General features: G+C 72.7%; 21 protein-coding genes. 12 read left to right on the top strand and 9 right to left on the bottom strand.

Annotated features, from left to right (window positions below; genetic code table 11):
- Nucleotides 1-22: 22 nt before the first annotated feature.
- Nucleotides 23-1,234 carry an acetyl-CoA C-acetyltransferase gene (locus ABZ956_RS02810; RefSeq protein ID WP_361885871.1) on the bottom strand — a complete coding sequence of 404 codons (1,212 nt, stop codon included), beginning with the start codon at nucleotides 1,232-1,234 and terminating at the stop codon, nucleotides 23-25.
- A 138-nt stretch (nucleotides 1,235-1,372) separates the two neighbouring features.
- On the opposite strand from ABZ956_RS02810, the gene mce reads away from it, so the two are divergent.
- From mce to ABZ956_RS02770, 8 genes are all read left to right on the top strand, one after another.
- Nucleotides 1,373-1,813 (top strand): methylmalonyl-CoA epimerase, encoded by a 441-nt coding sequence (gene mce, locus ABZ956_RS02805; protein ID WP_361885868.1) that lies wholly within the window; start codon nucleotides 1,373-1,375, stop codon nucleotides 1,811-1,813.
- 161 nt (nucleotides 1,814-1,974) lie between these two features.
- Nucleotides 1,975-7,080: a polarized growth protein Scy gene (scy, locus tag ABZ956_RS02800; RefSeq protein WP_361885865.1), complete on the top strand. Its 5,106-nt coding sequence runs from the start codon at nucleotides 1,975-1,977 to the stop codon at nucleotides 7,078-7,080.
- 123 nt (nucleotides 7,081-7,203) lie between these two features.
- Nucleotides 7,204-8,142 (top strand): cellulose-binding protein, encoded by a 939-nt coding sequence (locus ABZ956_RS02795; RefSeq protein WP_086568306.1) that lies wholly within the window; start codon nucleotides 7,204-7,206, stop codon nucleotides 8,140-8,142.
- A 166-nt stretch (nucleotides 8,143-8,308) separates the two neighbouring features.
- Nucleotides 8,309-9,304: an ATP-binding cassette domain-containing protein gene (locus ABZ956_RS02790; protein WP_361885862.1), complete on the top strand. Its 996-nt coding sequence runs from the start codon at nucleotides 8,309-8,311 to the stop codon at nucleotides 9,302-9,304.
- Nucleotides 9,305-9,306: 2 nt separating this feature from the next.
- On the top strand, nucleotides 9,307-10,077 hold the full coding sequence (locus ABZ956_RS02785) for an ABC transporter permease (protein WP_361885859.1): 771 nt from the start codon (nucleotides 9,307-9,309) through the stop codon (nucleotides 10,075-10,077).
- A gap of 72 nt (nucleotides 10,078-10,149) precedes the next feature.
- Nucleotides 10,150-11,016, top strand: coding sequence for a hypothetical protein (locus ABZ956_RS02780; protein WP_361885856.1), 867 nt, complete (start codon nucleotides 10,150-10,152; stop codon nucleotides 11,014-11,016).
- A 90-nt stretch (nucleotides 11,017-11,106) separates the two neighbouring features.
- Nucleotides 11,107-12,255, top strand: a complete 1,149-nt coding sequence (locus ABZ956_RS02775; protein ID WP_361885853.1) for an ATP-binding cassette domain-containing protein — start codon at nucleotides 11,107-11,109, stop codon at nucleotides 12,253-12,255.
- Nucleotides 12,252-13,202 carry an ABC transporter permease subunit gene (locus ABZ956_RS02770; protein WP_361885850.1) on the top strand — a complete coding sequence of 317 codons (951 nt, stop codon included), beginning with the start codon at nucleotides 12,252-12,254 and terminating at the stop codon, nucleotides 13,200-13,202. The genes ABZ956_RS02775 and ABZ956_RS02770 overlap by 4 nt, the downstream gene beginning before the upstream one ends.
- A gap of 13 nt (nucleotides 13,203-13,215) precedes the next feature.
- On the opposite strand, the gene ABZ956_RS02765 is transcribed toward ABZ956_RS02770, so the two are convergent.
- The gene (locus tag ABZ956_RS02765) at nucleotides 13,216-13,548 is read right to left on the bottom strand and encodes an ATP/GTP-binding protein (RefSeq protein ID WP_361885848.1); all 333 of its coding nucleotides are present in this window, start codon (nucleotides 13,546-13,548) and stop codon (nucleotides 13,216-13,218) included.
- 203 nt (nucleotides 13,549-13,751) lie between these two features.
- On the opposite strand from ABZ956_RS02765, the gene ABZ956_RS02760 reads away from it, so the two are divergent.
- On the top strand, nucleotides 13,752-14,777 hold the full coding sequence (locus ABZ956_RS02760) for an LLM class flavin-dependent oxidoreductase (protein WP_361885845.1): 1,026 nt from the start codon (nucleotides 13,752-13,754) through the stop codon (nucleotides 14,775-14,777).
- Nucleotides 14,778-14,863: 86 nt separating this feature from the next.
- Here the strand turns inward: ABZ956_RS02760 and ABZ956_RS02755 are convergent, their stop codons facing one another.
- Nucleotides 14,864-15,256 carry an SCO5389 family protein gene (locus ABZ956_RS02755; protein ID WP_361885842.1) on the bottom strand — a complete coding sequence of 131 codons (393 nt, stop codon included), beginning with the start codon at nucleotides 15,254-15,256 and terminating at the stop codon, nucleotides 14,864-14,866.
- Nucleotides 15,257-15,462: 206 nt separating this feature from the next.
- Here ABZ956_RS02755 and nucS point away from each other — a divergent pair, with 206 nt between their 5' ends.
- Nucleotides 15,463-16,134, top strand: coding sequence for an endonuclease NucS (gene nucS / locus ABZ956_RS02750; protein WP_360908791.1), 672 nt, complete (start codon nucleotides 15,463-15,465; stop codon nucleotides 16,132-16,134).
- Nucleotides 16,135-16,204: 70 nt separating this feature from the next.
- Here the strand turns inward: nucS and ABZ956_RS02745 are convergent, their stop codons facing one another.
- The 5 genes from ABZ956_RS02745 to ABZ956_RS02725 form a co-directional block, all read right to left on the bottom strand.
- Nucleotides 16,205-18,916: an ATP-binding protein gene (locus tag ABZ956_RS02745; RefSeq protein ID WP_361885840.1), complete on the bottom strand. Its 2,712-nt coding sequence runs from the start codon at nucleotides 18,914-18,916 to the stop codon at nucleotides 16,205-16,207.
- 311 nt (nucleotides 18,917-19,227) lie between these two features.
- Complete coding sequence (locus tag ABZ956_RS02740; protein WP_361885837.1) at nucleotides 19,228-19,581, bottom strand: STAS domain-containing protein; 354 nt, start codon at nucleotides 19,579-19,581, stop codon at nucleotides 19,228-19,230.
- 137 nt (nucleotides 19,582-19,718) lie between these two features.
- The gene (locus ABZ956_RS02735; RefSeq protein WP_361885834.1) at nucleotides 19,719-20,567 is read right to left on the bottom strand and encodes a 3-hydroxyacyl-CoA dehydrogenase family protein; all 849 of its coding nucleotides are present in this window, start codon (nucleotides 20,565-20,567) and stop codon (nucleotides 19,719-19,721) included.
- Between the two features lie 182 nt (nucleotides 20,568-20,749).
- Nucleotides 20,750-21,262: a TetR/AcrR family transcriptional regulator gene (locus ABZ956_RS02730; RefSeq protein WP_361885831.1), complete on the bottom strand. Its 513-nt coding sequence runs from the start codon at nucleotides 21,260-21,262 to the stop codon at nucleotides 20,750-20,752.
- Nucleotides 21,263-21,295: 33 nt separating this feature from the next.
- Nucleotides 21,296-22,696 carry a transposase gene (locus tag ABZ956_RS02725; protein WP_361885828.1) on the bottom strand — a complete coding sequence of 467 codons (1,401 nt, stop codon included), beginning with the start codon at nucleotides 22,694-22,696 and terminating at the stop codon, nucleotides 21,296-21,298.
- A 64-nt stretch (nucleotides 22,697-22,760) separates the two neighbouring features.
- Here ABZ956_RS02725 and ABZ956_RS02720 point away from each other — a divergent pair, with 64 nt between their 5' ends.
- The gene (locus ABZ956_RS02720; RefSeq protein ID WP_361885826.1) at nucleotides 22,761-22,925 is read left to right on the top strand and encodes a hypothetical protein; all 165 of its coding nucleotides are present in this window, start codon (nucleotides 22,761-22,763) and stop codon (nucleotides 22,923-22,925) included.
- Between the two features lie 13 nt (nucleotides 22,926-22,938).
- On the top strand, nucleotides 22,939-23,511 hold the full coding sequence (locus ABZ956_RS02715; protein ID WP_361885823.1) for a cob(I)yrinic acid a,c-diamide adenosyltransferase: 573 nt from the start codon (nucleotides 22,939-22,941) through the stop codon (nucleotides 23,509-23,511).
- A gap of 59 nt (nucleotides 23,512-23,570) precedes the next feature.
- Here ABZ956_RS02715 and ABZ956_RS02710 read toward each other — a convergent pair whose 3' ends face one another.
- Nucleotides 23,571-25,562 (bottom strand): glycoside hydrolase family 18 chitinase, encoded by a 1,992-nt coding sequence (locus ABZ956_RS02710; RefSeq protein WP_361886660.1) that lies wholly within the window; start codon nucleotides 25,560-25,562, stop codon nucleotides 23,571-23,573.
- Nucleotides 25,563-25,653 lie beyond the last annotated feature (91 nt).

Genomic DNA, 25,653 nt, shown 5'->3' with positions numbered 1-25,653 from the left:
CGCTCGGGTCCGTCGCGCGGGGTCAGTTGCCGGGGACGCGGATGATCAGTGCGTCACCCTGGCCGCCACCGCCGCACAGGGCCGCGGCCCCGACGCCGCCGCCGCGCCGCTTCAGCTCCAGCGCGAGGTGGAGCACGATGCGGGCGCCCGACATGCCGATGGGGTGGCCGAGCGCGATGGCCCCACCGTTGACGTTCACCTTTTCCGGGGATACGCCCAGATCCTTCATTGACTGCACCGAAACGGCGGCGAATGCCTCATTGATCTCGATGAGGTCGAGGTCCTCGACGGTCAGTCCCTCCTTGCCCAGCGCGTGCCGTATGGCGTTGGAGGGCTGCGACTGAAGGGAGTTGTCGGGGCCGGCCACATTGCCGTGGGCGCCGATCTCGGCGATCCACGCCAGGCCCAGCTCCTCGGCCTTGGCCTTGCTCATCACGACCACGGCGGCCGCGCCGTCGGAGATCTGCGAGGACGTGCCGGCGGTGATCGTGCCGTCCTTGGCGAAGGCGGGCCGCAGCTTGGCCAGCGACTCCACGGTGGTCTCCGCGCGGATGCCCTCGTCCTTGCTGAAGATGACCGGCTCGCCCTTGCGCTGCGGGATCTCCACGGGGGTGATCTCCGCCTCGAAGATGCCGTTCTTCTGAGCGGCGGCCGCCCGCTGGTGGGAGGCGGCCGCGATCTCGTCCTGCTCGGCGCGGCGGATGCCCAGGCGGGTGTTGTGCTTCTCGGTGGACTCGCCCATCGCGATGTTCTCGAAGGCGTCCGTCAGACCGTCGTGGGCCATGGCGTCGAGCATCCCGACCGCGCCGTACTTGAAGCCCTCGCGGGACTTGGGCAGCAGGTGCGGGGCGTTGGTCATCGACTCCTGGCCACCGGCCACCACGATGTCGAACTCACCCGCGCGGATGAGCTGGTCGGCCAGCGCGATGGCGTCCAGGCCCGACAGGCAGACCTTGTTGACCGTCAGCGCGGGGACGTTCATCGGGATGCCGGCCTTGACGGCCGCCTGGCGGGCGGGGATCTGCCCGGCGCCGGCCTGCAGCACCTGGCCCATGATCACGTACTGCACCTGGTCGCCGCCGATCCCGGCCCGGTCCAGGGCGGCCTTGATGGCCACGGCCCCCAGGTCGGCGCCCGAGAAGGTGCGCAGCGAGCCCAGCAGCCGGCCCATGGGCGTACGCGCGCCCGCGACGATGACGGAGGTGGTGCCGGATGTTCCGTTCGTACCAGACATGGGCGCTGCCCCTTCGAGCGGAGGATGTTAACGAGGGTTTCCGTCAATGTACTGAGCGGTACCGCACCGGGTCACCGGGCGGAAGGTGTGATCGCGCGCACGTTGCGTAACCACCCCGTCCGGCGGTGCACTGGAGCCATGCTGACGCGCATCGACCACATCGGGATCGCCTGCTTCGACCTCGACAGGACTGTCGAGTTCTACCGTGCCACGTACGGCTTCGAGGTGTTCCACACCGAGGTCAACGAGGAACAGGGCGTCCGCGAAGCCATGCTGAAAATCAACGAGACCTCCGACGGCGGGGCCTCCTATCTGCAGCTGCTGGAGCCCACCCGCGAGGACTCCGCGGTCGGCAAGTGGCTTGCCAAGAACGGCGAAGGCGTTCACCACATCGCGTTCGGTACGCCCGACGTCGACGCCGACGCGCAGGCCGCCCGCGAGAAGGGCCTGCGGGTGCTCTACGACGAGCCGCGCACCGGATCCATGGGCTCGCGCATCACCTTCCTGCACCCGAAGGACTGTCATGGAGTGCTGACGGAACTGGTCACCTCCGCGCCTCACGGGACGACGGAGCACTGACCCTCCCCTTCCCCGGCCGGTAGAGTGCAGGTTCGGCCGGGTACGGGTGGCCCCCGGACCGGGCTGTACCGATGATCTGACACCATTTCTTCGGAAGGGCGGGCTCCGGGTTCCACCACCGACGCAGTACGGGGCCGGCCGCCGACGCGACCAGGGGACGGATGGACCGCGCTGTGCGGGGCTACGAGCGCCAGGAGAGTCAGCTGGAGGAAGCCGACCACCTCGCGAAGTTCGAGGCCGAGATGAAGCGGCTGAAGACCGAGCGGGAAAAGGCTGTCCAGCACGCCGACGACCTCGGCTACCAGGTCGAGGTGTTGCGCGCCAAGCTCCACGAGGCGCGTCGCACCCTCGCCCACCGTCCCGCCTATGACTCGGCGGACATCGGGTACCAGGCGGAGCAGCTGCTCCGCAATGCCCAGATCCAGGCCGAGCAACTGCGCTCCGACGCCGAGCGCGAGGTGCGCGAGGCCCGGGCCCAGACGCAGCGGCTGCTGCAGGAGCACGCCGAGCAGCAGGCCCGGATGGAGGCGGAGCTGCACGCCGAGGCGGTGGCCCGGCGCCAGCGCCTGGACGAGGAGCTCAACGAGCGCCGCCGCACGGTCGAGTCGCACGTCAACGAGAACGTCGCCTGGGCCGAGCAGCTGCGGGCCCGTACGGAGTCCCAGGCCCGCCGGCTGCTGGAGGAGTCCCGGGCCGAGGCCGAGCAGGCGCTCGCCGCCGCCCGCGCGGAGGCCCAGCGGCTGACCGAGCAGGCCGGCAGCCGGCTGGGCGCGGCCGCCGAGGAGGCCCGTGCCGAAGCCGAAGCGATCCTGCGCCGGGCGCGCGCGGACGCCGAGCGGCTGCTGACCGCCGCCTCCGCGCAGGCGCAGGAGGCCACCGACCACGCCGAGCAGCTGCGCTCCAGCACCAGCGCCGAGTCCGACCAGGCCCGTACCGCGGCCGCGGAGATGACGCGTACCGCCGAGGCCCGCGTCCAGGAGGCCGACGCGGCGCTGCGCGAGGCGCGCGCCGAGGCGGAGAAGCTGGTCACCGAGGCGAAGGAGGCCGCCACCCGGCGGCTGTCCGCCGCCGAGTCGGACAACGAGCAGCGCACCCGCACGGCCCGGGCGGAGATCGCCCGTCTGGTGAGCGAGGCCACCAAGGAGGCCGAGACCCTGCGGGCCGAGGCCGAGCAGCTGCGGGCCGACGCCGCCGCCGAGGCCGAGCGGCTGCTGGCCGAGGCCGCCGAGAAGGCGCGCAGCGCCGTCGCCGAGGACTCCGCCGCCGCCCTCGCCAAGGCCGCCCGTACGGCCGAGGAGGTGCTGGCCAAGGCGTCGCAGGACGCCCAGGCCACGACCAAGGCCGCCGCGGCCGAGGCCGAGCGGATCCGCCGGGAGGCCGAGGCCGAGGCCGAGCGGCTGCGCGCGCAGGCCGCGGACACCGCCGAGCAGCTCAAGGGCGAGGCGAAGGACGACACCGAGGAGTACCGCGCCCGGACCGTCGAGCTCCAGGAGGAGGCGCGGCGGCTGCGGGGCGAGGCCGAGCAGCTGCGGGCCGAGGCCGTCGCCGAGGGCGAGCGGATCCGTGGCGAGGCCCGCCGCGAGGCGGTCCAGCAGATCGAGGAGGCGGCCAGCACCGCCGAGGAACTCCTGGTCAAGGCGAAGGCCGACGCCGAGGAGACCCGCGGCGGCGCGAGTGCCGAGAGCGAGCGCGTACGGGCCGAGGCGGCCGAGCGCGCCGCCGCCCTGCGCAAGCAGGCCGAGGAGGCCCTGGCGCGGGCCCGCGCCGAGGCCGAGGAGATGGCCGAGGAGGCCGAGGACCACGCCGAGCGCACCCGCGCGGAGGCCGCCGAGGAGGCCCGCCGGCTGCGCGAGGAGGCCGAACGCGCCGCACGGGCGCGCACCGAGGAGGCCGCCGGGGAGCTGACCCGGCTGCGCACCGAGGCGGAGCAGCGCCTGGAGTCGGCGGAGAAGGCGCTGCGCGAGGCCCGTACGGAGGCCGAGCGGCTGCGCCGCGAGGCGGCCGAGGAGACCGAGCGGCTGCGCACGGAGTCCGCGGAGCGGGTGCGCACGCTGCGGGCGCAGGCCGAGGAGGAGGCCGAGCGGCTGCGGGCCGAGGCTGCCGCGGAGGCGACGGAGGCCCGTACCGAGGGCGAGGCCACGGCCGCGCGGCTGCTGGGCGAGGCCGAGGAGGAGGCCGAGCGGCTGCGCTCGGAGGCGCAGGAGAGCGCCGACCGGGTCCGGGCCGAGGCGAACGCCGCCGCCGAGCGCACGGCCGCCGAGGCCGCCGAGGCGCTGGCCGCGGCGCAGGAGGAGGCCGCCCGGCGCCGCCGCGAGGCGGAGGAGCTGCTCGGGGACGCCCGTACCGAGGCGCAGGCCGAGCGTGAGGCGGCGCGCGAGCAGAGCGAGGAGCTGCTGGCTTCGGCGCGCAAGCGGGTCGCCGAGGCGCAGGAGGAGGGCCGGCGCCTGGTCGAGGAGGCGGAGCGGCGGGCGGGTGAGCTCGTGGCCGCCGCCGAGCAGACCGCGCAGCAGGTGCGCGACTCCGTGGCCGGGCTGCACGAGCAGGCCGAGGAGGAGATCGCCGGCCTGCGGTCGGCCGCCGAGCACAACGCCGAGCGGACCGTCACCGACGCCCAGATCGAGGCGGACCGGGTCCGTGCCGACGCCTACGCCGAGCGAGAGCGCGCGGACGAGGACGCCGCGCGCCTCCGTGCGGAGGCCAAGGCGGCCGCCGACGCGGCGCGGGAGCTGGCGGAGCGCACGGTCGCCGAGGCCACGGCCGAGGCCGAGCGGGTGGAGAGTGCGGCGGCCCGGGTGCTGGACGAGGCGCGCGAGGCGGCCAACGCCCGTCGTGCCGAGGCCGCGCAGCAGGCCGACGAGCTGATCGTCGAGGCCATGGCCGAGGCGGAGAAGATGGCCGCGGACGCGGCCGGCACCGTGGCGAAGGCCCGGGAGAGCGCCGACGCGCACCGGGCGGAGGCGTCCGCCGACGCGGACCGGGTGATCGCCCAGGCCGCGAAGGAGGCGGAGCGGCTGCGTGCCGAGGCCGCCCGGACGGTCGAGGAGGCGCGCGAGGCTGCCGAGGCGCACCGGGCCGCGGCCGACGCGGACGCGGAGCGGCTGCGGTCCGAGGCGGCCCGGGTGCTGGACGAGGCCCGCGAGGACGCCGGTACCCGGCGTGCGGAGGCTGCCCAGCAGGCCGACGAGCTCATCGCCGAGGCCACGGCCGAGGCGGAGAAGATGGCCGCCGAGGCCGCCCGCATCGTCACCGAGGCCCGTGAGGAGGCCGAGGGGCACCGGGCCGAGGCGTCCGCGGACGCGGACCGGTTGATCGCCGAGGCGGCCGAGATGGTCGAGGCCGCCCGGCTGGAGGCGGCCCGCTTCGAGGAGCAGGCCCGCGAGGCGGCCGACGCCCACCGGGCCGAGGCCGCCGCGGATGCCGAGCGGCTGCGGGCCGAGGCGGCCCGCACGGTGGACGAGGCGCGCGAGGCGGCGAACGCCCGGCGTGCCGAGGCCGCGCAGCAGGCCGACGAACTGATCGCCGAGGCCACGGCCGAGGCGGAGAAGATGGCCGCCGAGGCCGCCCGCATCGTCACCGAGGCCCGCGAGGAGGCCGACGCCCACCGGGCCGAGGCCGAGGGGCAGGCCGATCGCACGCTGGGCGAGGCCACCGCGGAGGCGGAGCGGCTGCGGGCCGCGGCCGCCGAGAAGAAGGCCAAGGCGGACGAGCAGGCCGAGGCCGTCCTCGCCAAGGCGACGGCCGAGGCCGAGCGGGTGGTGGCGGACGCGTCCGCCAGGGCGCAGCAGATGCGTACGGACGCCTCCGACGCGCTGGCGTCGGCCGAGCAGGACGCGGCGCGTACGCGCGCCGAGGCCCGCGAGGACGCGAACAAGATCCGGACCGAGGGCCGGGCCGAGGCCGAGCGGATCGTCGACGAGGCGGCCGAGCTCACCTCGTCCGCGCAGGACGACGCCGACCGCATCGTGGACAAGGCGCGCGAGGCGGCGAACGCCCGTCGTGCCGAGGCCGCGCAGCAGGCCGACGAGCTGATCGCCAAGGCGACGGACGAGGCGGAGAAGATGGCCGCCGAGGCCGCCCGCGCGCTGGCGGAGGCGGCCGAGGCCGCCGAGGCCCGCCGGGCGGAGGCCGAGGGGCAGGCCGAGCGGGTGCTGGCCGAGGCCGTCGCGGAGGCGGAGCGGCTGCGGGCGGACGCCGACGCGGCCCTGGAGAGCGCCCGTGAGGAGGCGGCGCGGACCACCGACGAGGCGCGGGAGGCGGCGGGTGCCCGCCGCGCGGAGGCGGCCGAGCAGGCGGACTCGCTGATCGCCGAGGCGACGGCGGAGGCCGAGCGGATGGCCGCGGAGGCCGCCGAGGCCCTCGCCGCCGCGCAGGAGAACGCCAACAGCACGCGTGCCGACTCCGCGAAGATCAAGGCCGATGCCGTCCTGGAGGCGGAGCGGCTGCGGGCCGAGGCCCGTGCCGAGGCCGAGCGGACCGTGGACCAGGCGCGGGACGCGGGCGCCAAGCGGCTGGCGGACGCCGCCGAGCAGGCGGACGCGCTGATCGCGGGGGCCCAGGAGGAGGCCGTACGGGCCGCCGCGGCGGCCGAGGAGCAGGCCGACACGATGGTCGGGGCGGCCCGCAAGGAGGCCGAACGGATCGTCAAGGAGGCCACCGGCGAGGGCAACGCGCTGGTGGAGCGGGCGCGTACGGACGCCAACACCATGCTCGCCGAGGCCCGTGGGGACGCCACGGCCATAAGGGACCGGGCCGAGGAGCTGCGGTCGCGGCTCGAGGGCGAGGTCGAGGAGCTGCACGAGCGGGCGCGCCGGGAGGCGGCCGAGGCGATGCAGTCCGCGGGCGAGCGCTGCGACAAGCTGGTCGCGGCGGCCACCGAACAGCTGGCGAACGCCGAGGAGAAGGCGGAGAAGCTGGTCTCGGACGCCCAGAGCGAGGCGAGCAAGGTGCGGATCACCGCCGTGAAGAAGGCGGACGCGCTGATCAAGGAGGCGGAGCAGAAGAAGACCGCCGCCGTACGCGAGGCGGAGCGCCTGCGCACCGAGGCTCAGCAGGAGGCCACGCGCCTTCTCGAGGAGGGAAAGCGGGAGTTGGAGGTCCTGGTCCGTCGTCGTGAGGACATTCAGGCCGAGATTTCCCGTGTCCAGGACGTGTTGGAAGCGTTGGAATCATTTGAGTCCCCTGGGGCAGGCGGCTCCAAGGAGGGCGGGGTGAAGGCGGCGGCCGGGGCCGGCGCAACTCGATCGGGTGGCAAGCAGTCACAGAAGTAACACTCAATCGAGGGGTCGGTTTCCGGAATCCTCAACTGTCTACTTCCATCTGCTCGATGAGACGCCGCTCACGCCCCTAGGATTCCCTCTATCACCTCACCGGTCTCTTATGACAGGAACCCCATGAGCGACACTTCCTCCCCCTTCGGCTTCGAGTTGGTGCGGCGTGGATACGACCGCGGCCAGGTGGACGACCGCATTACCAAGCTCGTAGCGGACCGTGACAGCGCCCTGGCGCGGATCACCTCGCTGGAAAAGCGCATCGAGGAGCTCCACCTCGAGACGCAGAACGCTCAGGCACAGATCAATGACGCGGAGCCGTCGTACGCGGGGCTCGGCGCGCGGGTCGAGAAGATTCTCCGGCTGGCCGAGGAAGAGGCCAAGGACCTGCGGGAAGAGGCCCGGCGCGCCGCCGAGCAGCACCGTGAGCTGGCCGAGTCGGCGGCGCAGCAGGTGCGCAACGACGCCGAGTCGTTCGCCGCCGACCGCAAGGCGAAGGCGGAGGACGAGGGCGCGCGGATCGTCGAGAAGGCGAAGGGTGACGCGGCCCAGCTGCGCAGCGAGGCGCAGAAGGACGCGCAGTCCAAGCGCGAGGAGGCGGACGCCCTCTTCGAGGAGACCCGTGCCAAGGCCGCCCAGGCCGCCGCGGACTTCGAGACCAACCTGGCCAAGCGCCGCGAGCAGTCCGAGCGCGACCTGGCCTCGCGTCAGGCCAAGGCCGAGAAGCGGCTGGCGGAGATCGAGCACCGCGCCGAGCAGCTCCGCCTGGAGGCGGAGAAGCTGCGCACGGACGCGGAGCGCCGGGCCCGTCAGACGGTGGAGACCGCGCAGCGTCAGGCCGAGGACATCGTCGCCGACGCCAACGCCAAGGCCGACCGTATCCGCAGCGAATCCGAGCGCGAGCTGGCGGCGCTCACCAACCGCCGCGACAGCATCAACGCCCAGCTGACCAACGTCCGCGAGATGCTGGCCACGCTGACCGGCGCGGCCGTGGCCGCGGCCGGGGTTCCGGGTGATGACGAGCCGATCTCGCGCGGCGTCCCGGCCCAGCAGAGCCGCTGACGCGGCACGGGGCACGGAACGTACGTCGCTCGTTCGGGGGATCCTGTGTTCAGCGCGCCCTGCCGCCGCCCCGGTGGCGGCCGGGCGCGCTGAGTGCTTCCCGCCGCTTCCGCCGGAGTTCCCGCCACCGGTGGCGGGCGGCGCGGGGCGCCCTTACCGTGGCTGAATGATCGAGCTGGCGGGTCTGACCAAGTACTACGGCGACGTGCGCGCGGTGGACCACCTGACGTTCACGGTGCGGCCCGGCATCGTCACCGGCTTCCTCGGTCCCAATGGCGCGGGCAAGTCCACGACCATGCGGATGATGCTCGATCTGGACAATCCGACCAGCGGCACGGTCCGCATCGACGGCCGGCACTTCCGCGAACTGCGCGACCCCCTCAAGGTCGTCGGTGCCCTGCTGGACGCCAAGGCGGTGCACGGCGGTCGCAGCGCCTACAACCATCTGCTGTGCCTGGCGCAGAGCAACGGCATCCCCCGTACGCGTGTTGCCGAAGTCCTGGACACCGTGGGCCTGACGTCGGTGGCCGGAAAGCGCTTCAAGGGCTTCTCCCTCGGCATGGGCCAGCGCCTGGGCATCGCCGCCGCGCTGCTGGGTGATCCGCGGATCCTGATGTTCGACGAGCCGGTCAACGGACTCGACCCCGAGGGCATCCACTGGATCCGCAACCTGATGAAGAACCTGGCCACCCAGGGCCGTACGGTCTTCGTCTCCTCGCACCTGATGAGCGAGATGGCGCTGACGGCCGACCATCTCGTGGTCATCGGACAGGGGCGGCTGCTCGCGGACACCAGCATGGCGGACTTCATCAGGGAGAACTCCCGCTCGTACGTCCGGGTCCGCACGCCGAACCAGGAGCGGTTGCGGGACGTGCTGCACGGTGCGGGCATCGACTTCACGCCCGGCGCCGACGGCTGCCTGGAGGTCGAGGGCGAGGACGCCCCCCACCTGGGCGAGCTGGCGGCCCGGCACCAGATCGTGCTGCACGAGCTGAGCCCGCAGCGGGCCTCGCTGGAGGAGGCGTTCATGCGGCTCACCGCCGGGTCGGTGGAGTACCACGCGCACGAGAACCACCGGCCGCCGGCGGGGGCGCCACCTCAGGAGGGCGCCCCGGCGGCGGCCTGGGGGGCCGACTGGGAGCGGAAGCGGAAGGGAGCCTGACGATGACGGTGGTGAATCAGGTTCTCGCGTCGGAATGGACGAAGATCAAATCGGTGCGTTCCACGGTGTGGACGCTCGGGATCGCCGTGGTCGTCACCGTGGCGCTCGGCGCGCTGATCAGCGCTTTGAGCAAGAAGGACTTCGACAAACTGTCACCCGAAGACAAGATCCAATTCGATCCCACGTTCATCAGCTTCGCGGGGATGGGACTGGGCCAGCTGGCATTGATCGTCTTCGGTGTGCTGGTGGTTTCCAACGAATACAGCACCGGAATGATCCGCACTTCGCTGGCGGCCGTTCCCCAGCGGGGCACTTTTCTCTTCAGCAAGATCGCCATCGCGACGCTGCTCGCATTCGTCGTCGCCATGGTCACCAGCTTTGTGACGTTCTTCGTCGGTCAGGCGATGCTCGGCGGCCACAAGGCGCAGCTCGGCGATCCGGGTGTGCTGCGCGCGGTGGTCGGCGGCGGTCTCTACATGACGTTGATCGCGGTGTTCTCGATGGGCGTCGCGACGATGTTGCGCAGCCCCATGCTCTCGCTCGGCATTCTGATGCCGTTCTTCTTTCTCATTTCCGCCATCCTCGGCAATGTGCCGGCCACGAAGAAGGTGGGGCAGTACCTGCCGGACCAGGCGGGACAGAAGGTGATGCAGGTCGTCACGGTCGGGGACGACGCGCCGTACGGGCCGTGGGGCGGCTTCATGATCATGGTGTTGTGGGTGGTGGCGGCGCTGATCGGAGGGTACGTCCTGCTGAAGAAGCGGGACGCGTAGGTCCTGGGGGACGCGTCTCGTGAGCCGGGGCCGCGGTTTCGGGGTGGGCCCGGGCCGGGGAGGGAAGAGGGCATGACGCGGCGGACTCTGCGGGCTCTCGGTCTCGACGTCGCCCCCGCGCGTCATCCGCTGAGCTATCCCGGGCGGCCGGTCACCGAGCCCGCCCTGCTGGCCGGCGAGGAGCTGCTGGCGCTGACCCCGCGCCCGGGCCGGCTCGGCACATGGCGCATCGGCGCCGGCACCCTCGACCAGGCCCTGGTCTCCCTCGGCGGCGTGACCACCGGCCGCCGCCACCCGGTCCTCGCCGTGGGGTCCAACGCCTCCCCCGCCCAGCTCGCCCACAAGCTCACCCGCAAGCGCCTGGCGGCCACCGTCCCCATGGTGCCGGTCCGTACGCGCGGCATCGCGGTCGGCTGCTCCGGTCACATCGGCCGCTTCGGCTACGTGGCGGCGGCGCCGTACGCGGACCCGGCCGCCGAGCGCGTGCTCGTGGCCGGCTGGCTGGACGCGGAGCAGCTCGCGGTCGTCGACGCCACGGAGCTCAACTACCGGCGGGTCCTGCTGCCCGGCGACGCGTTCGCGATGACCCTGCCGTCGGGGCTGCGGCTGGCGGGCGCGTATCTGTACGTCAGCAGGTGGGGGGTGCTCACCGACCCCGGCACCGGGCTGGCCCGTCCCGGCGGCGGGGACCAGAGCGCGCTGCTCGCCGCCCTGCTGCTGGGCTCGGCGCGGCTGCGGGCCCTGCTCGGTCCCGACCCGGCGGGCTGGGTGGCACGGGCGGCGGCCGACCCGGAGGTCCGGGCCGCGGGGGCCCGGGTGTTCGCCGCCGAGGGCTGGGTGCGCCGGGCGGAGGGATTCGCGGCGGACGGGGACGGCGAGGGTGCCCCGGCCCGCTCCTACGACGATCTGGAGGGGGCCTCCTCCTTACCGCCGCCATAACTCACGCATATCGGGAACCGTCAATCCCTCGTCTATCCTCCTAACCCTTACGGGGGCTATCGCCCTGACCAAGCTCGCAAGGGGCGGAGAATGATCGAGGCAGTCGGTCTGACGAAGCGCTACGGCGCCAAGACAGCCGTGCACAACCTGACGTTCCAGGTGCGGCCGGGCGCCGTCACCGGCTTCCTGGGGCCCAACGGCTCCGGCAAGTCGACCACCATGCGCATGATCCTCGGCCTGGACATGCCCACCTCCGGCCGGGTCACGATCGGCGGCCACCCCTTCCACAAGCTCCCCAACGCCCCGCGCCAGGTCGGCGCCCTGCTCGACGCCAAGGCCGTGCACGGCGGGCGCAGCGCCCGCCAGCACCTGCTGTCGCTCGCCCAGCTCTCCGGCATCCCGGCCCGCCGCGTGGACGAGGTCCTCGGCGTCGTCGGCCTGCAGGACGTCGCCAGGAGGCGCTCCAAGGGCTTCTCGCTCGGCATGGGCCAGCGCCTGGGCATCGCCGCCGCGCTGCTGGGCGACCCGCAGGTGCTGCTCTTCGACGAGCCGGTCAACGGACTCGACCCCGAGGGCATCCTCTGGGTCCGCAATCTCATGAAGCGGCTGGCGGCGGAGGGCCGCACCGTCTTCGTCTCCTCGCACCTGATGAGCGAGATGGCGCTGACCGCCGACCACCTGATCGTCATCGGGCGCGGGCAGCTCATGGCCGACATGAGCGTCAAGGACTTCATCTCCGCGAACTCAGCGGACTTCGCGCGCGTCCGCACGCCCGACGGCGAGCCGGAGGGCCGCGAGAAGCTCACGGCCGCGCTGGTCGAGGCCGGTGCGCAGGTGCTGCCCGAGCAGGACGGCGCCCTGCGGGTGACCGGTCTGGCGCTGCCGCGGATCAGCGACCTCGCGCACGGCGCGGACGTCCGGCTGTGGGAGCTCTCCCCGCACCAGGCCTCCCTGGAGGAGGCGTACATGCGGATGACGCAGGGCGCGGTCGACTACCGCTCCACGGTGGACCAGCGCGCCGGCCTCCAGCCGCCCGTCCAGCCCGCCCAGCCGTGGCAGCAGCCCGCCGCGCTCCCGCAGGGCTGGCCCGAGCAGGCGTACCCGGTCCTGCCGGGCGAGCAGCCGAACCCCTACGCCCAGGCCGCCCAGCCCCCGCAGCAGCGGCCCGCCGCCGCGCCCCCCGTTCCCGTGACCGCCCCCGCCGACCTGACCAAGCGCGACAGCGAGGACGCCCGATGACCACCCCGCAGCAGCCCCCCGCGCCCCCGCAGAACGCCCCGCAGCACCCGCAGCAGGCGCCCCAGGGCGCACCCGCGTACGCCCCGCAGCACGCCCCGCAGGCGGGCTACTGGCCCGGCCAGGCGCCTGCCGGCGGCCCCGTCGGGTACGTCTCGCCGATCCCGATCCGCAGGGCCACCCTCGCCGACGCCCTGCTCTCCGAGTGGACCAAGATCCGCTCCGTCCGCTCGACGATGTGGACACTCGGCGTGATGATCCTGCTCGTCGTCGGCATCGGCCTGCTGATCGCGGTGGCGTACAGCAGCACGAACAGCTCGCTGGAGCACACCTCCCCGCTGTCGCTGGGGTTCTTCGGCATCCTGCTGGGCATCGTCTGCGTGATCACGCTGGGGGTGCTGACGATCTCGTCCGAGTACGGCACGGGCCTGATCCGCACGACGCTGACCGCCTGCCCCAACCGCGGCCGCGTGCTGACGGCCAAGGCGGTCGTCTTCTTCCTGCTGACGTTCGTGATCACGCTGGTGTCGACCGTGATGGTGGCGATGGTGGACGTCGCGATGCTGGGCGACCGGTCCGCCGTCGAGCCGAGCGGGGCCGAGTGGCTGCGGGCGACGGTCGGCGTGAGCCTGTACGTGGCGACGCTGGGCCTGCTGGCGCTGGCCGTCGGCACGCTGCTGCGTCACTCCGCCGGGGCGATCACGGTCATGCTGGGCGTGGTGCTGCTGCCGCTGGTCATCGCGATGTTCATGATGGGCGAGACCCTCGAGGGCCTGCGCAAGGCCCTGTTCCAGTACTCGATCCCCAACCAGATGTCGGCGTTCTACACCTCCGCGGCCGACGCGGTCACCGAGGGCCCCACGGGCTGGGACCCGCTGTGGATCATGCTGGGTGTGGCCGCGGCCGCCCTGGCCGGCGCGTACGCCTCGCTGCTGCGGCGCGACGCCTAGCCGCCGGGCCGTCTCAGTATCTCGGCGCGTTACGGGACCGCTGGAGCCGCGCGCTCCGGCGGTCCTTCGCGTTCCAGCAGGACTTGTGCCAGTGGCGCCGGTCGTCGACCCCCGCGCCGTACTGCGGCCAGGCGACCACGTGCGGCACCCCCGGCGGGATCTCCTGGTCGCAGCCGGGGCAGCGGTAGTGCTTGGCCGCCGCGCCGCCGCCGATCATGCGGACCGCCCACTCCTCGCCCTGCCAGCTCTCCGTGCGCTCCAGGCCGTACCGCTCGCCGCTCTCGTCGCGCGGGAAGGGGGTGTGTTTGTCGGCGCCGCCTCGCGGGCGGTTTCGGCGCGGGGACACGGGGCACCTCGGAAGGTCTGGGGCTACGGGTCGCGAACAGCCTACGCGGGACGGTCACCGCCCCGGTTCGGCATCCTCGCGGCCCTATGGCGCCCGCGCTCCGATCATCATGAAAACTTCACGCTCGGCCGTACCTTTGGCACGTGTCAGCCGTTATTGCCTCCAGGGGGGTGCCGCGTCGGTCGCTAGGAGGAACAAGAGCGATGCGCGTTGGAGCATTTGTCCTGGCCGCCCAGTTCCCGGGCCAGGGCCACGAGGAGGCGCTGTACCGGGCCGTGCGGTCGGCCGAGGTCGCCGAGGAGGCGGGGCTGGCGGCCGTCTGGCTGGCGGAACACCACTTCGTCCCGTACGGGGTCTGCCCGTCCGCCGTCACTCTCGCCGCCCTGCTGCTCGGCCGTACCCGCGCCATCGAGGTCGGCACCGCCGTGAGCGTGCTGCCCACCACGCACCCCGTGGCGCTGGGCGAGCAGGCGGCGCTGCTGCACCTGACGTCGGGCGGCCGGTTCACCCTCGGGGTGGGTCGGGGCGGCCCGTGGGTCGACCTGGAGGTGTTCAACTCAGGCCTGGGGGCGTACGAAGAGGGGTTCCCCGAATCGCTCGAATTGCTGATGCGGTGGCTGCGTGAACCCCGGGTCGGCAGCGACGGCGAGCGGTTCGCCTTCCGCGAGGTGCCCGTCGTACCGCGCCCGGACGACCCGCTGGGCTCCACCGGTCCCGGGGTGATCGTCGCCTGCACCTCGCCCGCGAGCGTCCGGCTGGCCGCGGCGCACGGGCTGCCGATGCTGCTCGGCATGCACAGCACCGACGAGGAGAAGGCCGAGATGGTCGCCTACTGGCGCAAGTGCGCCCTGGAGGCGGGAAGTTCGCCGGAATCGGTGGCCGCGGCCGGTCATGTGGCGGCGGGCGTCGTGCAGGTCGCGGACCGCCGCGAGGAGGCGGCGGAGACGCTGCTGAAGGCGATGCCGGGGTGGTTCCACTACGGCCTGTCGGCGCATGTGACGGTCGACGGCAGAGCGCGCCCGATGCGTGATCCCCTCGCGTACACGGAGCTGCTGTGCGAGCTGCATCCCGTCGGCTCGCCGCGGCTGTGCGCGGACCGGCTCGCGGCCACCTCCGAGCGTACGGGCATCAGCCGTTTCGCCCTCCTGGCCGAGGGCTCCGGCGACCTCGCGGCCACCGAGGAGAACCTGCGCCGGCTCGGCGCCGACGTGCTGCCGCTGCTGGTCTGACCCCGCCCGTTGCCGGTCGCCCGGCGGAGCTGCCGCCCCCCGCTCACTTCCCCACCTCCCGGACTCGGAGCGGCAGCACGAACGCGTCAGCAGTCGCGGAGCTCCGGCGACTGGTTGAGCAGCTGGCCACGGACCGAGGTGAATCGGGCCAGGCGCTCGTCCACCGAGCGGTCGACGGGGAAGACCGCCACCCGGTGGCAGTTCTGGAACGCCAGTCGGACCCCGAAGTGTCGCTGCAGCGCACCACGGATCGCGTCACTCGCCAGGGCGCGCAGCAGCTGACCGCGCGCCTGCTCGTCCGGGGGCGGCGTCCGGTTGTCGGCGAACTCTCCGCCTTCGACCTCGAGCCGGTCCACCAGAGAGCTGATCATCTCCCACGCGTAGGGCAGGGAGTTCCGGACGCAGTCGACGAAGTCGGCTTCGTCGACCTCGCCTCGCTCGGCCTGTTCAAGGAGGGCCGGTGAGACGTCGAGCGACATGGGTTCTCCTCTCGCGACCCCGCGGGCGGGGTCTCAGGGATGGGCGAGCGGACGACGACGCCCTGTGCCCGTACGACGACCGCCCGCTTCAACGGTAATCCGGCCACTGCTGCCCCACCAGGAGAACACCGACAACTGGCCAAAGCCCGAGGGACGGTCCAGGGCGAATCGCGTGGAGTGGCGGAAGTCGAGTAGCGTGACACACCATGCGTCTCGTCATCGCCCGTTGCTCCGTGGACTACGCGGGCCGGCTCACCGCCCATCTGCCCTCCGCCCCCCGACTGATTCTGGTCAAGGCGGACGGGAGCGTCAGCATCCACGCGGACGACCGTGCCTACAAGCCCCTCAACTGGATGTCTCCGCCGTGCACCCTCAAGGAGGACGTCGAAGGGGGCGTCGGCGTCTGGACGGTGATCAACAAGGCGGGCGAGAAGCTCATCATCACCATGGAAGAGGTGCTGCACGACTCCTCGCACGAGCTCGGCGTCGACCCCGGCCTGATCAAGGACGGCGTCGAGGCGCACCTGCAGGAGCTCCTCGCGGACCGCATCGAGACCCTCGGCGAGGGCTACACCCTCATCCGCCGGGAGTACCCCACGGCCATCGGCCCCGTGGACATCCTCTGCCGTGACGCGGACGGTGCGACGGTGGCCGTGGAGCTCAAGCGCCGCGGCGAGATCGACGGTGTGGAGCAGCTCACCCGCTACCTGGAGCTCCTCAACCGCGACCCGCACCTCGCGCCCGTACGCGGCATCTTCGCCGCCCAGGAGATCAAGCCCCAGGCGCGGGTGCTGGCCACGGACCGCGGCATCGGCTGCGTCGTCCTGGACTACGACGCGATGCGCGGCATCGAGGACGACAAGCTGCGGCTGTTCTGACGGATCCGGCTGCGCGAACGCCGGGTGGGCCGGATGTCTCCGGCCCGCCCGGCGTTGTGCGTACTCGGGCCTAGACGACCGGCGTGCCGGTACCCGGCGACGGGTTGGCCGGCGCCGGTCCGCTCGCCGAGTTGGAGCTGCCGCCCGGGGTCGGCTGGGACGGCGTCGGCGGGGTCTCCGCGGGCTTCGTCGGGGTGGCGCCGCCGTCCGTCCGGGTCGGCGTCGGCTTGGCCGTCGGGGTCTCCCCGCCGCCGGGCGAGGGCCGCGTGGGGCTCGACGAGGGCCGGCCCGGGCTACTCGGCGACGGGGGCACCGGATCGCCGCCGGGCTGCGACGCGGACGGCGAGGCGCTGCCGGACGGGGCGGGCGCGCCCGGTGAACCGCCCGGGCCGGGCGTCTGCCCGGGCCGGCGCGGCCTGTCCTGCACCTGCGGCGCTCCCGGCTCCCCCGCCGCCGGCTCGTCGGCGCTCAGCCCGCCGTCGCCGTCCCGCTGGGTCGCCGACCGGCCCGGCTGGACCGTGTCCGTCTGCGGGCCGCCCTTGCCGCCGGTGGTGGCGCCGAGGGTGACGACGGTGCCGAGCACGGCCGCGAGGACGGCGCCCGCGCACGCGGCGAGGAGGTTGCGGCGGTTGCCGCCGGACATCAGCTTCTGCGCCCACGACTGGCGCGGTCCCCCGGCGGGCCGGGGCGGTGCGGCGGGCGGGTGGGCCGATGCTCCGGGGGCCAGGATCTTGGGGACGACGGCGGTCGTGGCGTCGTCCGGGAGCCGGGCCGCGAAGACCGGGGGCACCTTCGCGGGCGGCGCGGCCGACTCCTCGCTGCGGGCGTCCGGGACCTCCTCGCCGGCCGACGTGCGACCGTCGCCGGCGCCGCGCAGCCGCCCGTTCGTGCCGCCCGGCGGGGACGGCATCGACGCCATCGACGGATGCGAGGGGTTCGACGGGGCCGACGGGAGGGGCGGAATCGACGGGAGGGGCGGCAGGGGCGGGACCGGTGCGGAGCCGGTGCGCTGCGGGGAGCCACCGGGCACCGGGCGGGCGCCCATGGCCAGGCCGGAGCGGTCGGCGACCAGCGCCAGCGCCCGCCGCCCGGCGACGGCGCCACGCTTGTCGGCGAGCACACCGCGCAGCCCGATGGACGCCTCCAGCTCGGCGCGGGCCCGGTCGAGGTTGCCGCTGCACAGGGCCAGCACGCCCAACTCGTGGTGGAAATACGCTTCTTCGCCGACTTCACCCGCCAGCCGGGCGGCTTCCTGACCGCAGCGCAGGCTGCGCTCCCACGCGCCCCAGTGCAGCGAGGCCGCGAACGCCGGTGCGGCGGTACGGGCCAGCTGTACGGCGGCGGCGCGGTGCCCGGCCTCGGTGTCGCCGATCAGGGCGCTCATCGCGGCGAGGATGGCGTCGGCCTCGACGGCGATCCGCTCGGGGGTCACCGACGGGTGCCCGGCCCACCAGGCGTAGTGCTGGGCGGCGGCGTGCGCCTTGGCGGCGGCGTCGCTGCCGTAGTCCGCGGCCAGCAGCTGGTCGGCGATGCCGGCGGCCAGCCGGTAGTGCGCGCCGACGGCGGTGATCAGGCCGCAGGCCAGGAGCTCGCCGACGGCGGCGTCGGCGTGGGTGTCCCCGGCCAGCGCGGGCAGGTGCGCCTGGTGGGGGACCTCGCCGCCGAGGGCGACCGCGAACCGCAGGGTCTCGCGGGCGGCCTTGGAGAGCCGGGAGGAGAGCAGGACGGCGGGCGCCGCGGCCTGCGCGAGGCTCGGCAGCGGGATGTCGTGGGCGCCGTCCCGCGCCTCGCCGGAGGCGGCATCGGCGGTATCGGCGTAAGGCCGCTCGGCGAAGACGCCGTGCTCGTCGACGGCCGCCGGGCCCAGGGCCTGGGCGTCGCGCTGGCGCAGCAGCGCACCGGCCTGGACGAAGCGCAGCGGCAGCCCCTCGGACTCGAACCACAGGTCCGCCGCCCAGTCCGCCTCCTCGTCCGTGAGCGGCCGGTCCACGGCCCGCTCCAGCAGCTCCAGGCAGCCGGTGCGGTCCAGCCCGCCGAGGAAGACCTCTTCCAGGTGCGAGTCGGCGGAGGGGGCGGCGACGTCGGGGGTGGCGGCGAGCAGGAAGGCGCACTCGGGGGTGGCGTCGAGGAGCTCGTCGAGGGTGGCCCCGCCGAACTCGAGGTCGTCCACGACGACGACCGCGCCGATCTCGTGGACGGCGGCCAGCAGTTCGGTGCGGTCCAGGCGGTGCAGCGGCGCGTGGTGGACGGCCGCGAACAGCTCGTGCAGCAGGTCGGTGGGGGTGCGGTGGTAGCCGCTGAGGCGTACGACGCCGTCGGGCGCGAGGTCCGCGCAGTCCTCGGCGACGGCGTCCAGCAGCATGCTGCGCCCGGAGCCGGAGGGGCCGGTCAGCCGCACGGAGCGGCCGCGCGAGAGGAGGCGGCCCAGTCTCTCGCGCTCCTCCTCACGGTGCAGCAGGGGCAGCTGGGGGCCGGCCTGCCGGGCGGGCACGGGCGGCGCGGCGGCGCGGCGCAGTTCGGCGCGCTGCTCGGCGCCGTGGCGCTCGGGGCGGCCGGGGAGGGCGCCGGGCGGGCAGGGCTCTATTTCGCTGCCGTCGAGGGGGTTGACGGTGAGCAGGTAGTCACCCGAGACGAGCTGGACGACGCGGACGGGGCCCTGGCCACCGCCGGGGCCCTCCGGCGCCGGGGCGGCGTCGCGGGGCGGGCGCCGCGTGCCGCTGTCCTCGGCGGGAGTGCGCTCGTCGTCGTGGAATTCCTCGGATCCCCTGTTCGTCGGGTCCATGGTTCAGAGCCCCCAAGATGCGTGGCGTGCCGTCGTGCCCTCCGGCCTGTCCGCACTCCTTCGACCTCCGGCCGGGCGTCGCCCAAGCCGTCGGTTCCGGTCCGGTGCCCGCCGTGGGCTGTCGTGGCGGCGGGAAACCGAACAGACCTTGGCACAGTATCTACGACCGGGAGGGTGCCGCGTCGCAGCGGGACGTCACAGTCTCATGAGGATCGGGGTACTCACACCGCAGGGGGCTCACCGGCCCCGCCCGGCGCCCCTCGTCCCGGGCGAGTCGGCCACAGCGCCGCCCGGGGTGCCCGGCGGGGGATTCAGACCCTGGGCCGGGGCCGCTGGGGGGCGGCGTCGAGGCAGGGGCCCTCGACGCCCTCGCCCCCCTCGATGGCGAGGATGCGGTGCAGCCGGGTGGCCACCAACAGGCGCTGCATCCGGTCCGGCACTCCGCGCAGGACCAGCCGCCGCCCGGTGCGCCCGGCGCGGCGGTGGGCGCCCATGATGACGCCCAGTCCCGTGGCGTCCCAGGAGTCCAGCTCGGTCAGGTCCAGGACGAGGTCGCCCCGTCCGGCGTCGAGGGCGGAGTGCAGGACCGTACGGGCGTCCGCCGCGTTGCGGACGTCGAGGCGCCCCCCGACGACCAGTTCGGCGTGGTCGCCCCTGATGTGCATATGCGCTCCCGGGAGTGGTGCCTGATGTGGTTGTGGCTCTAAAGGACTGACTGCCTCTCACACGACAAAGTTGCCGCCTGTAAGCGAACCGATACCGAATTCACCCCACAGGGTGAAGCCCAGTGGACGGTTCAGCCTCAGTGCTGGTAGAAGCCCTGACCGCTCTTGCGGCCGAGGTCACCCGCGTCGACCATGCGGCGCATGATCTCCGGCGGGGCGAACTTCTCGTCCTGGCACTCGGTGTAGATGTTGCCGGTGGCGTGCATCAGGATGTCGATGCCCGTCAGGTCCGCGGTCGCCAGCGGCCCCATGGCGTGGCCGAAGCCCAGCTTGCAGGCGATGTCGATGTCCTCGGCGCTGGCCACGCCCGACTCGTACAGCTTGGCGGCCTCGACGACGAGCGCCGAGATCAGGCGGGTGGTGACGAAGCCGGCGACGTCCCGGTTGACGACGATGCAGGTCTTGCCGACGCCCTCGGCGAACTCACGGGCCTTGGCGAGGGTTTCGTCACTGGTCTTGTAGCCGCGCACCAGCTCGCACAGCTGCATCATCGGCACCGGCGAGAAGAAGTGCGTGCCGACGACGCGCTCGGGGCGCGACGTGGCGGCGGCGATCTTGGTGATCGGGATGGCGGAGGTGTTGGAGGCCAGCACCGTGCTGTCCTTCACCAGGCCGTCCAGGGTGCGGAAGATGTCCCGCTTGGTGTCGATGTCCTCGAAGACGGCCTCGACGACGATGTCCGCGTCGGCGGCCGCGTCGAGGTCGGTGGTCGTGGTGATCCGGCCCAGCGCCTGCTCGGCGGCCGCGGCCTCCAGCTTCCCCTTGGAGACGAACTTCTCGTACGAGGCCTTGATGCCGTCCGTCCCGCGCGTGAGCGCCGCGTCGGTGACATCCCGCAGCACGACGTCCCACCCGGCCTGGGCGGAGACCTGCGCGATCCCCGATCCCATCAGTCCGGCACCGATGACGGCGAGCTTCTTGGCCACGGCTGTCCCCTTACTCCCTGTGCATGTATCTGTTCATTTACGTTCTCCGCCCGGAGATTAGCGCCCACCGACGCGCGGTTGGGCAGGAAGAGATGCGCGTCACGTCCCGAATGACGGACATCACACTGAGACGCCCGGAGCCGTGACCTCACGGCACAGATGGGCCACTTGGGCCTCATCGATCACACGGCGGGCCGGCGGGCGTAGGCCAGGAGCCGGTCGCCGAGCAGGGCCTCGATCTCGTCCAGCAGACCGAGCGCCGCCCGCGACGCCTGGGCCGCCGTGCGACCCGCCATCAGCTCACGCTGGATGAACTCCACGACGTGGCCCTGGATCCAGCCCAGCTGACTGGCCACCAGGGCGGCCAGCCGGTCGTCCGCCCCCGCGCCGGCCTCCTCGGTGAGCACGGCGGTCACCGCCTCGACGGCCCTGTGGCGCATGTCGAGCAGCCGCGAGCGCAGCGCCTGCGACTGGCCGATGACGCGCATGAAGCGGTCGTAGCCGTCGATGAGCCCGAGGCGGGGGGAGACCGCCACCACTTCGGCGCGCAGGGAGCGCAGGACGGCCTCGGCCGCCGACTCCCCGGCGGGGCGGCCACGGACGACCGTGGCCAGCCACTGGACCGCGTCGTCCTCGCGGTCGAGGAAGAGGTCTTCCTTGGCGCCGAAGTAGTTGTGAAGTCTCCCCGGCCACACGCGCCGGGGCTCCCACTGCTCGTATGCCGCATATCACGCGACTTCCGGGCAGATCGGTTGACGATTCGGCCTCGGCCAACGCCGTGGCCTGCGTTTCCGCCAGGCGGGAACGCTGCGTCCGTCCACCCTGCTTCCCAGGGCGGCCAAGCTCGCCGGTCCTCGCGGCCATGTGGCTGCGAGGATGGCGTCGGTCTTGATGTTGTAGGCGGAATTCACATCGGCGTTGACCGGCCCATATCCGCACTCGGGATTCGTGCACACGAAGACCGCTTGGCTCTCGCGGTTCCGCGGGTCCGCCTCTCCGCAAGCGGAACACCTCTGCGATGTGTAGCGAGCCGGAACCCGAACGACCATCCCGCCCCGTTCGGCCGACTTGTACTCCAGTAGCGTCGCAAGCTGCGACCAGCCCTCACTCAAGATCACCCGGTTCAGGCCGGACTTCTGGGCCACGCCCTTGCCGGGCCGCTCCTCGGTGCCTCGCGCTGAAGCGGTCATGGCTCGCACGTTCAGCTGCTCGATCCCGATCAAGGCACAGCGAGCGGCCAGCTTGGTGGTGACCTTGTGCTGCCAGTCTGCCCGCCGCCGCTTCTCGCGACCCCGTAGGGCTGCAATCTGAGCGTACGTGCGCTGCAACCGTCGCGACACAGCCTGGCCGGGGCGGGCAGCCCTCCGCTGCCGGGCAGCCTTCCGCTCCAGACGGCGCAACCTCTCCGTCTCTTTGGGGCTCAACCACGGCTTGTGAGTGTGATACGGCTCGTCCGGGTCCGAGGTGGCGATTGATACCGCCACGCCTCTGTCCAGGCCCACTGCGGACCCCGTGTGGTCCCCCGGTGCCGGTAGCTCTCGCCACAACGCACAGCGGAAGACAATGTGCCAGCCATTGACCTCCCGTACCAGGCGAGCCCCCGTGATCTTGCCCGCCGGGGCCTGCTTGCCAAGGCCAGGGAGCTCGTGTGAGTACCGAAAGCGCACCCGCCCGACCAGCGTCAGATTGGTCTCACCCCATCGGTGGTTCAGACGCGCGACCTTCAGTGCTTGAGCCTGTGGCATGTCCACCGACAGCCGCCTACGAACCCGCGCATGAAAGCCCGGACGCCCTCGCGTCCCTTTCCAGTAGGCCTGCCAGGCATGGATGTACTGCTTCAGTACCTGCTGACAGGCCTGTGCCGGGAGCGCCGCCAGCCACTCGACCTCGCGGCGAGCCTGCCGGATCGCCGCGTCCGCCTCTTTGAACGACGGCCACCGATGAGGAGCGTGGAACGTGTACCACTCGTGCAGCAAGTTCCACAGCGCCCGAGCCGCATGCCCCTGCTCCGCAAGCCGGAGCTCCTGCTCAGCTGTCGGATACAACCGCAGTTTCACCGTGCGCCGCACAACAGGACGCTCGGCGCGTTCTCCAGTGCGTAGCTGCTGTGGTTGTTCGACATCGCCCATGCACCACAGCATCCGGTCTCACAGGTGCCCGCAGGCTTGGTTTCACTCACGAGCAGTCGAACGGGTGACAGGCAGGACGCCTGAGCGATGGACGTACCGTTCAGTACGGGCCGCCTTCACCGGTGACTACGCCGCACCCGCCCTGCTGCACGGCACCCTGGCCGCCCTCGCGCTGATGGTGGCGTCCGTGGCGGCGGGCACACGGTACTTCCGTCGGGCCGGGGCGTGACTACGCTCGGACCATGGTCAATCTGACGCGCATCTACACCCGCACCGGTGACGACGGCACCACCGCCCTCGGCGACATGAGCCGCACCGTGAAGACCGACACCCGTATCGCGGCGTACGCCGACGCGAACGAGGCGAACGCCGCGATCGGGGTCGCGATCGCGCTGGGACAGCTGGCGCCCGAGGTCGTCAAGGTGCTCGTACGAGTGCAGAACGATCTCTTCGACGTGGGAGCCGACCTCGCCACTCCCGTCGTCGAGGAACCCAAGTACCCGCCGCTGCGCGTGGAGCAGTCCTACATCGACAAGCTGGAGGCGGACTGCGACCGGTTCCTGGAGGACCTGGAGAAGCTGCGCAGCTTCATCCTTCCCGGCGGCACGCCGGGCGCCGCGCTGCTGCACCAGGCGTGCACGGTCGTACGCCGCGCCGAGCGCTCGACGTGGGCGGCGCTGGAGCTGCACGCCGACATCATGAACCCCCTGACGGCGACCTACCTCAACCGCCTGTCGGACCTGCTGTTCATTCTCGCGAGGACGGCGAACAAGGAGCTCGGCGACATCCTCTGGGTACCCGGCGAGAACCGGTAGCGGGTGGCCGGGGAGTCGGGGGGCCGTCCGGCTCCCCGGCCGGTCCGTGGGGGCGGGTGCTAGCGGAGGCCGTCGTCCACAGCCTTCATCAGCGTGCCGCTGTCACCGGACATCTCCCAGATCATGACGCCGCCGAGCTTCTTCGGCTTGAGCCAGGCGGTCTTCTTGCCGATGGACCACGCGTCGTCGAAGGTCCACCACTGGCCGTTGTTCCCGGTGTAGCCGTACGTCGCGACCGTCGCCTCGTCGTGGTGGACGGTCAGGTTGGGCACGGAGGCCAGCAGGTTGTCGTAACCGCGGGTGCCGGCCTCCTCGGGGAACTGGCCGGGGGCCGCGCCGCCCGCGCTCTGCCAGACGCCGCGGGCACCGCCGTCGGCGACCTGCTGCCAGCCGCGGCCGTAGAAGGCGAGGCCGATGACCACCTTGCGGGGGTCGACGCCGGCGTCGAGGTAGGTCTGGACGGTCTTGTCCACGCTGAACTTCGTGTCGTACGGGTCCTTGGGGTCGGGGTGGAGATTGCCCTGGTGGCCGGTGCGGTTCGGCTCCCAGCTGTTGTCGCTGCCGGAGCCGTGGAAGTCGTAGCCCTGGACGTTGGCGAAGTCCATGTAGTCCAGGACGCTGGGCGTGCCGTCCTTGGTGGTGATGTCCCAGCCGGCGTCGATCTTCGCGGGGTCGGCCGGGGTGAAGGCGGTGAGGAGGTACTTCTTGCCGGTCGTGGCGCTCAGCGCGTCGAGCTGCTTGCGGAACTCCGCGAAGAGCAGCGTGTTGTTGGCCTTGTCGTCCTTGGAGACGTGGTTCCCGGCGTGGCCCTCGGCGCCGGGCCACTCCCAGTCGATGTCGAAGCCGTCGAAGATGCCGGCCGCGACGCCGGTACCGCCGCGCCCGCCGGTCGCCGGCAGGTTGCCCTTGATGTACATGTCGATGCAGGACTTCACGAACTTCTGGCGCGAGGCGTCGGTCCTGGCGACGTCCGAGAAGTACTTGCTGTAGGTCCAGCCGCCGATCGAGATGTTGACCTTGAGCTTGGGGTACTTGGCCTTGAGCTTCCTCAGCTGGTTGAAGTTGCCGGCCAGCTTCTGGTCCCAGGTGTCGCCCACGCCGTCGACGGACTCGCCGGCGCCGAAGCCCTTCTCGTAGTCGGCCCAGGCGTCACCGGCGCCGTCCCCCTGGCTGGGGTCCTGCGGGTTGGGGGTGGTGGCCTTGGTGACGCCATTGAGGCAGGTGAGGTTGTTCGGGTCGATGTTGGAGAAGGAGTAGTTGATGTGGGTGAGCTTGGCGGCGGCGCCCGTGGTGTCCAGGGACTTCACGGTGTAGCCGCGGCCGTAGATGCCCCACTGCACGAAGTAGCCGGCCCTGATGTAGTCGCCGCCCGGCTGGGGCTCTCCCGAGCCGGTGGTCCGTACGGTCAGCGGGGCGCTGGCCGGGCCGGTCTGGTCGGCGGTGTCGCGGGCCACGACCGTGTAGCTGTACTCGGTGCCGGGGCTCAGGCCGGTGTCGGTGTAGGCGAGCTTGGCGACGGTGGCGACCTTCTCGCCCCCGCGCAGGACGTCGTAGTTCTTGACGCCCTTGTCGTCCGTGGCGGCGGCCCACTTCAGCGAGACGCTGGTCGCGCTCACGCCGGTGGAGACGGGCGTGCCGGGCGCGCCCGGCACGCTGTCGCCGCCGGAGGTGCCGTCGCAGGGCCCGCGGTTGAGCGTGCAGCCGGCGGGCTCGCCGTCGCCGGAGGCGACGAAGCCGAAGGTGGCGCTGGCGCCGGGGGCGAGGGTGCCGTTGAATTCGCGGTTCTTGGCGGTGATGTGGCCGCCGGAGCCGCTGACCAGGGCGTCCCAGAAGGAGCCGACCGTGGTGGTGGCGGGGAAGTCCCACTCCACGGTCCAGCCGTCGAGGACGGTGGTGCCGGTGTTCTTGACCGTCCACTGGCCCTGGAAGCCCGTCCCCCAGTCGGAGGTCTTGACAAATGTCGCCGTCGCGGAGGGCGCCGCATGGGCCGGCGCCGCCAGGCCGACGAGCGTGGCGAGCGGGAGCAGCAGCGCCGCGAGGGCGGCCGTCACGGCTCTGGCGGTGATGCGGGTGAGGTGTCCGCTGCGTCTGTAACGTCCCAGGTTTCCTGTGCTCAAGGGGTGCTCCCCTGGTGAGGTCGGA

This window comes from Streptomyces sp. NPDC046261, assembly GCF_040646235.1.
Taxonomy (GTDB): Bacteria; Actinomycetota; Actinomycetes; order Streptomycetales; family Streptomycetaceae; genus Streptomyces.
This window is presented reverse-complemented; position numbering and strand designations above follow the sequence as displayed.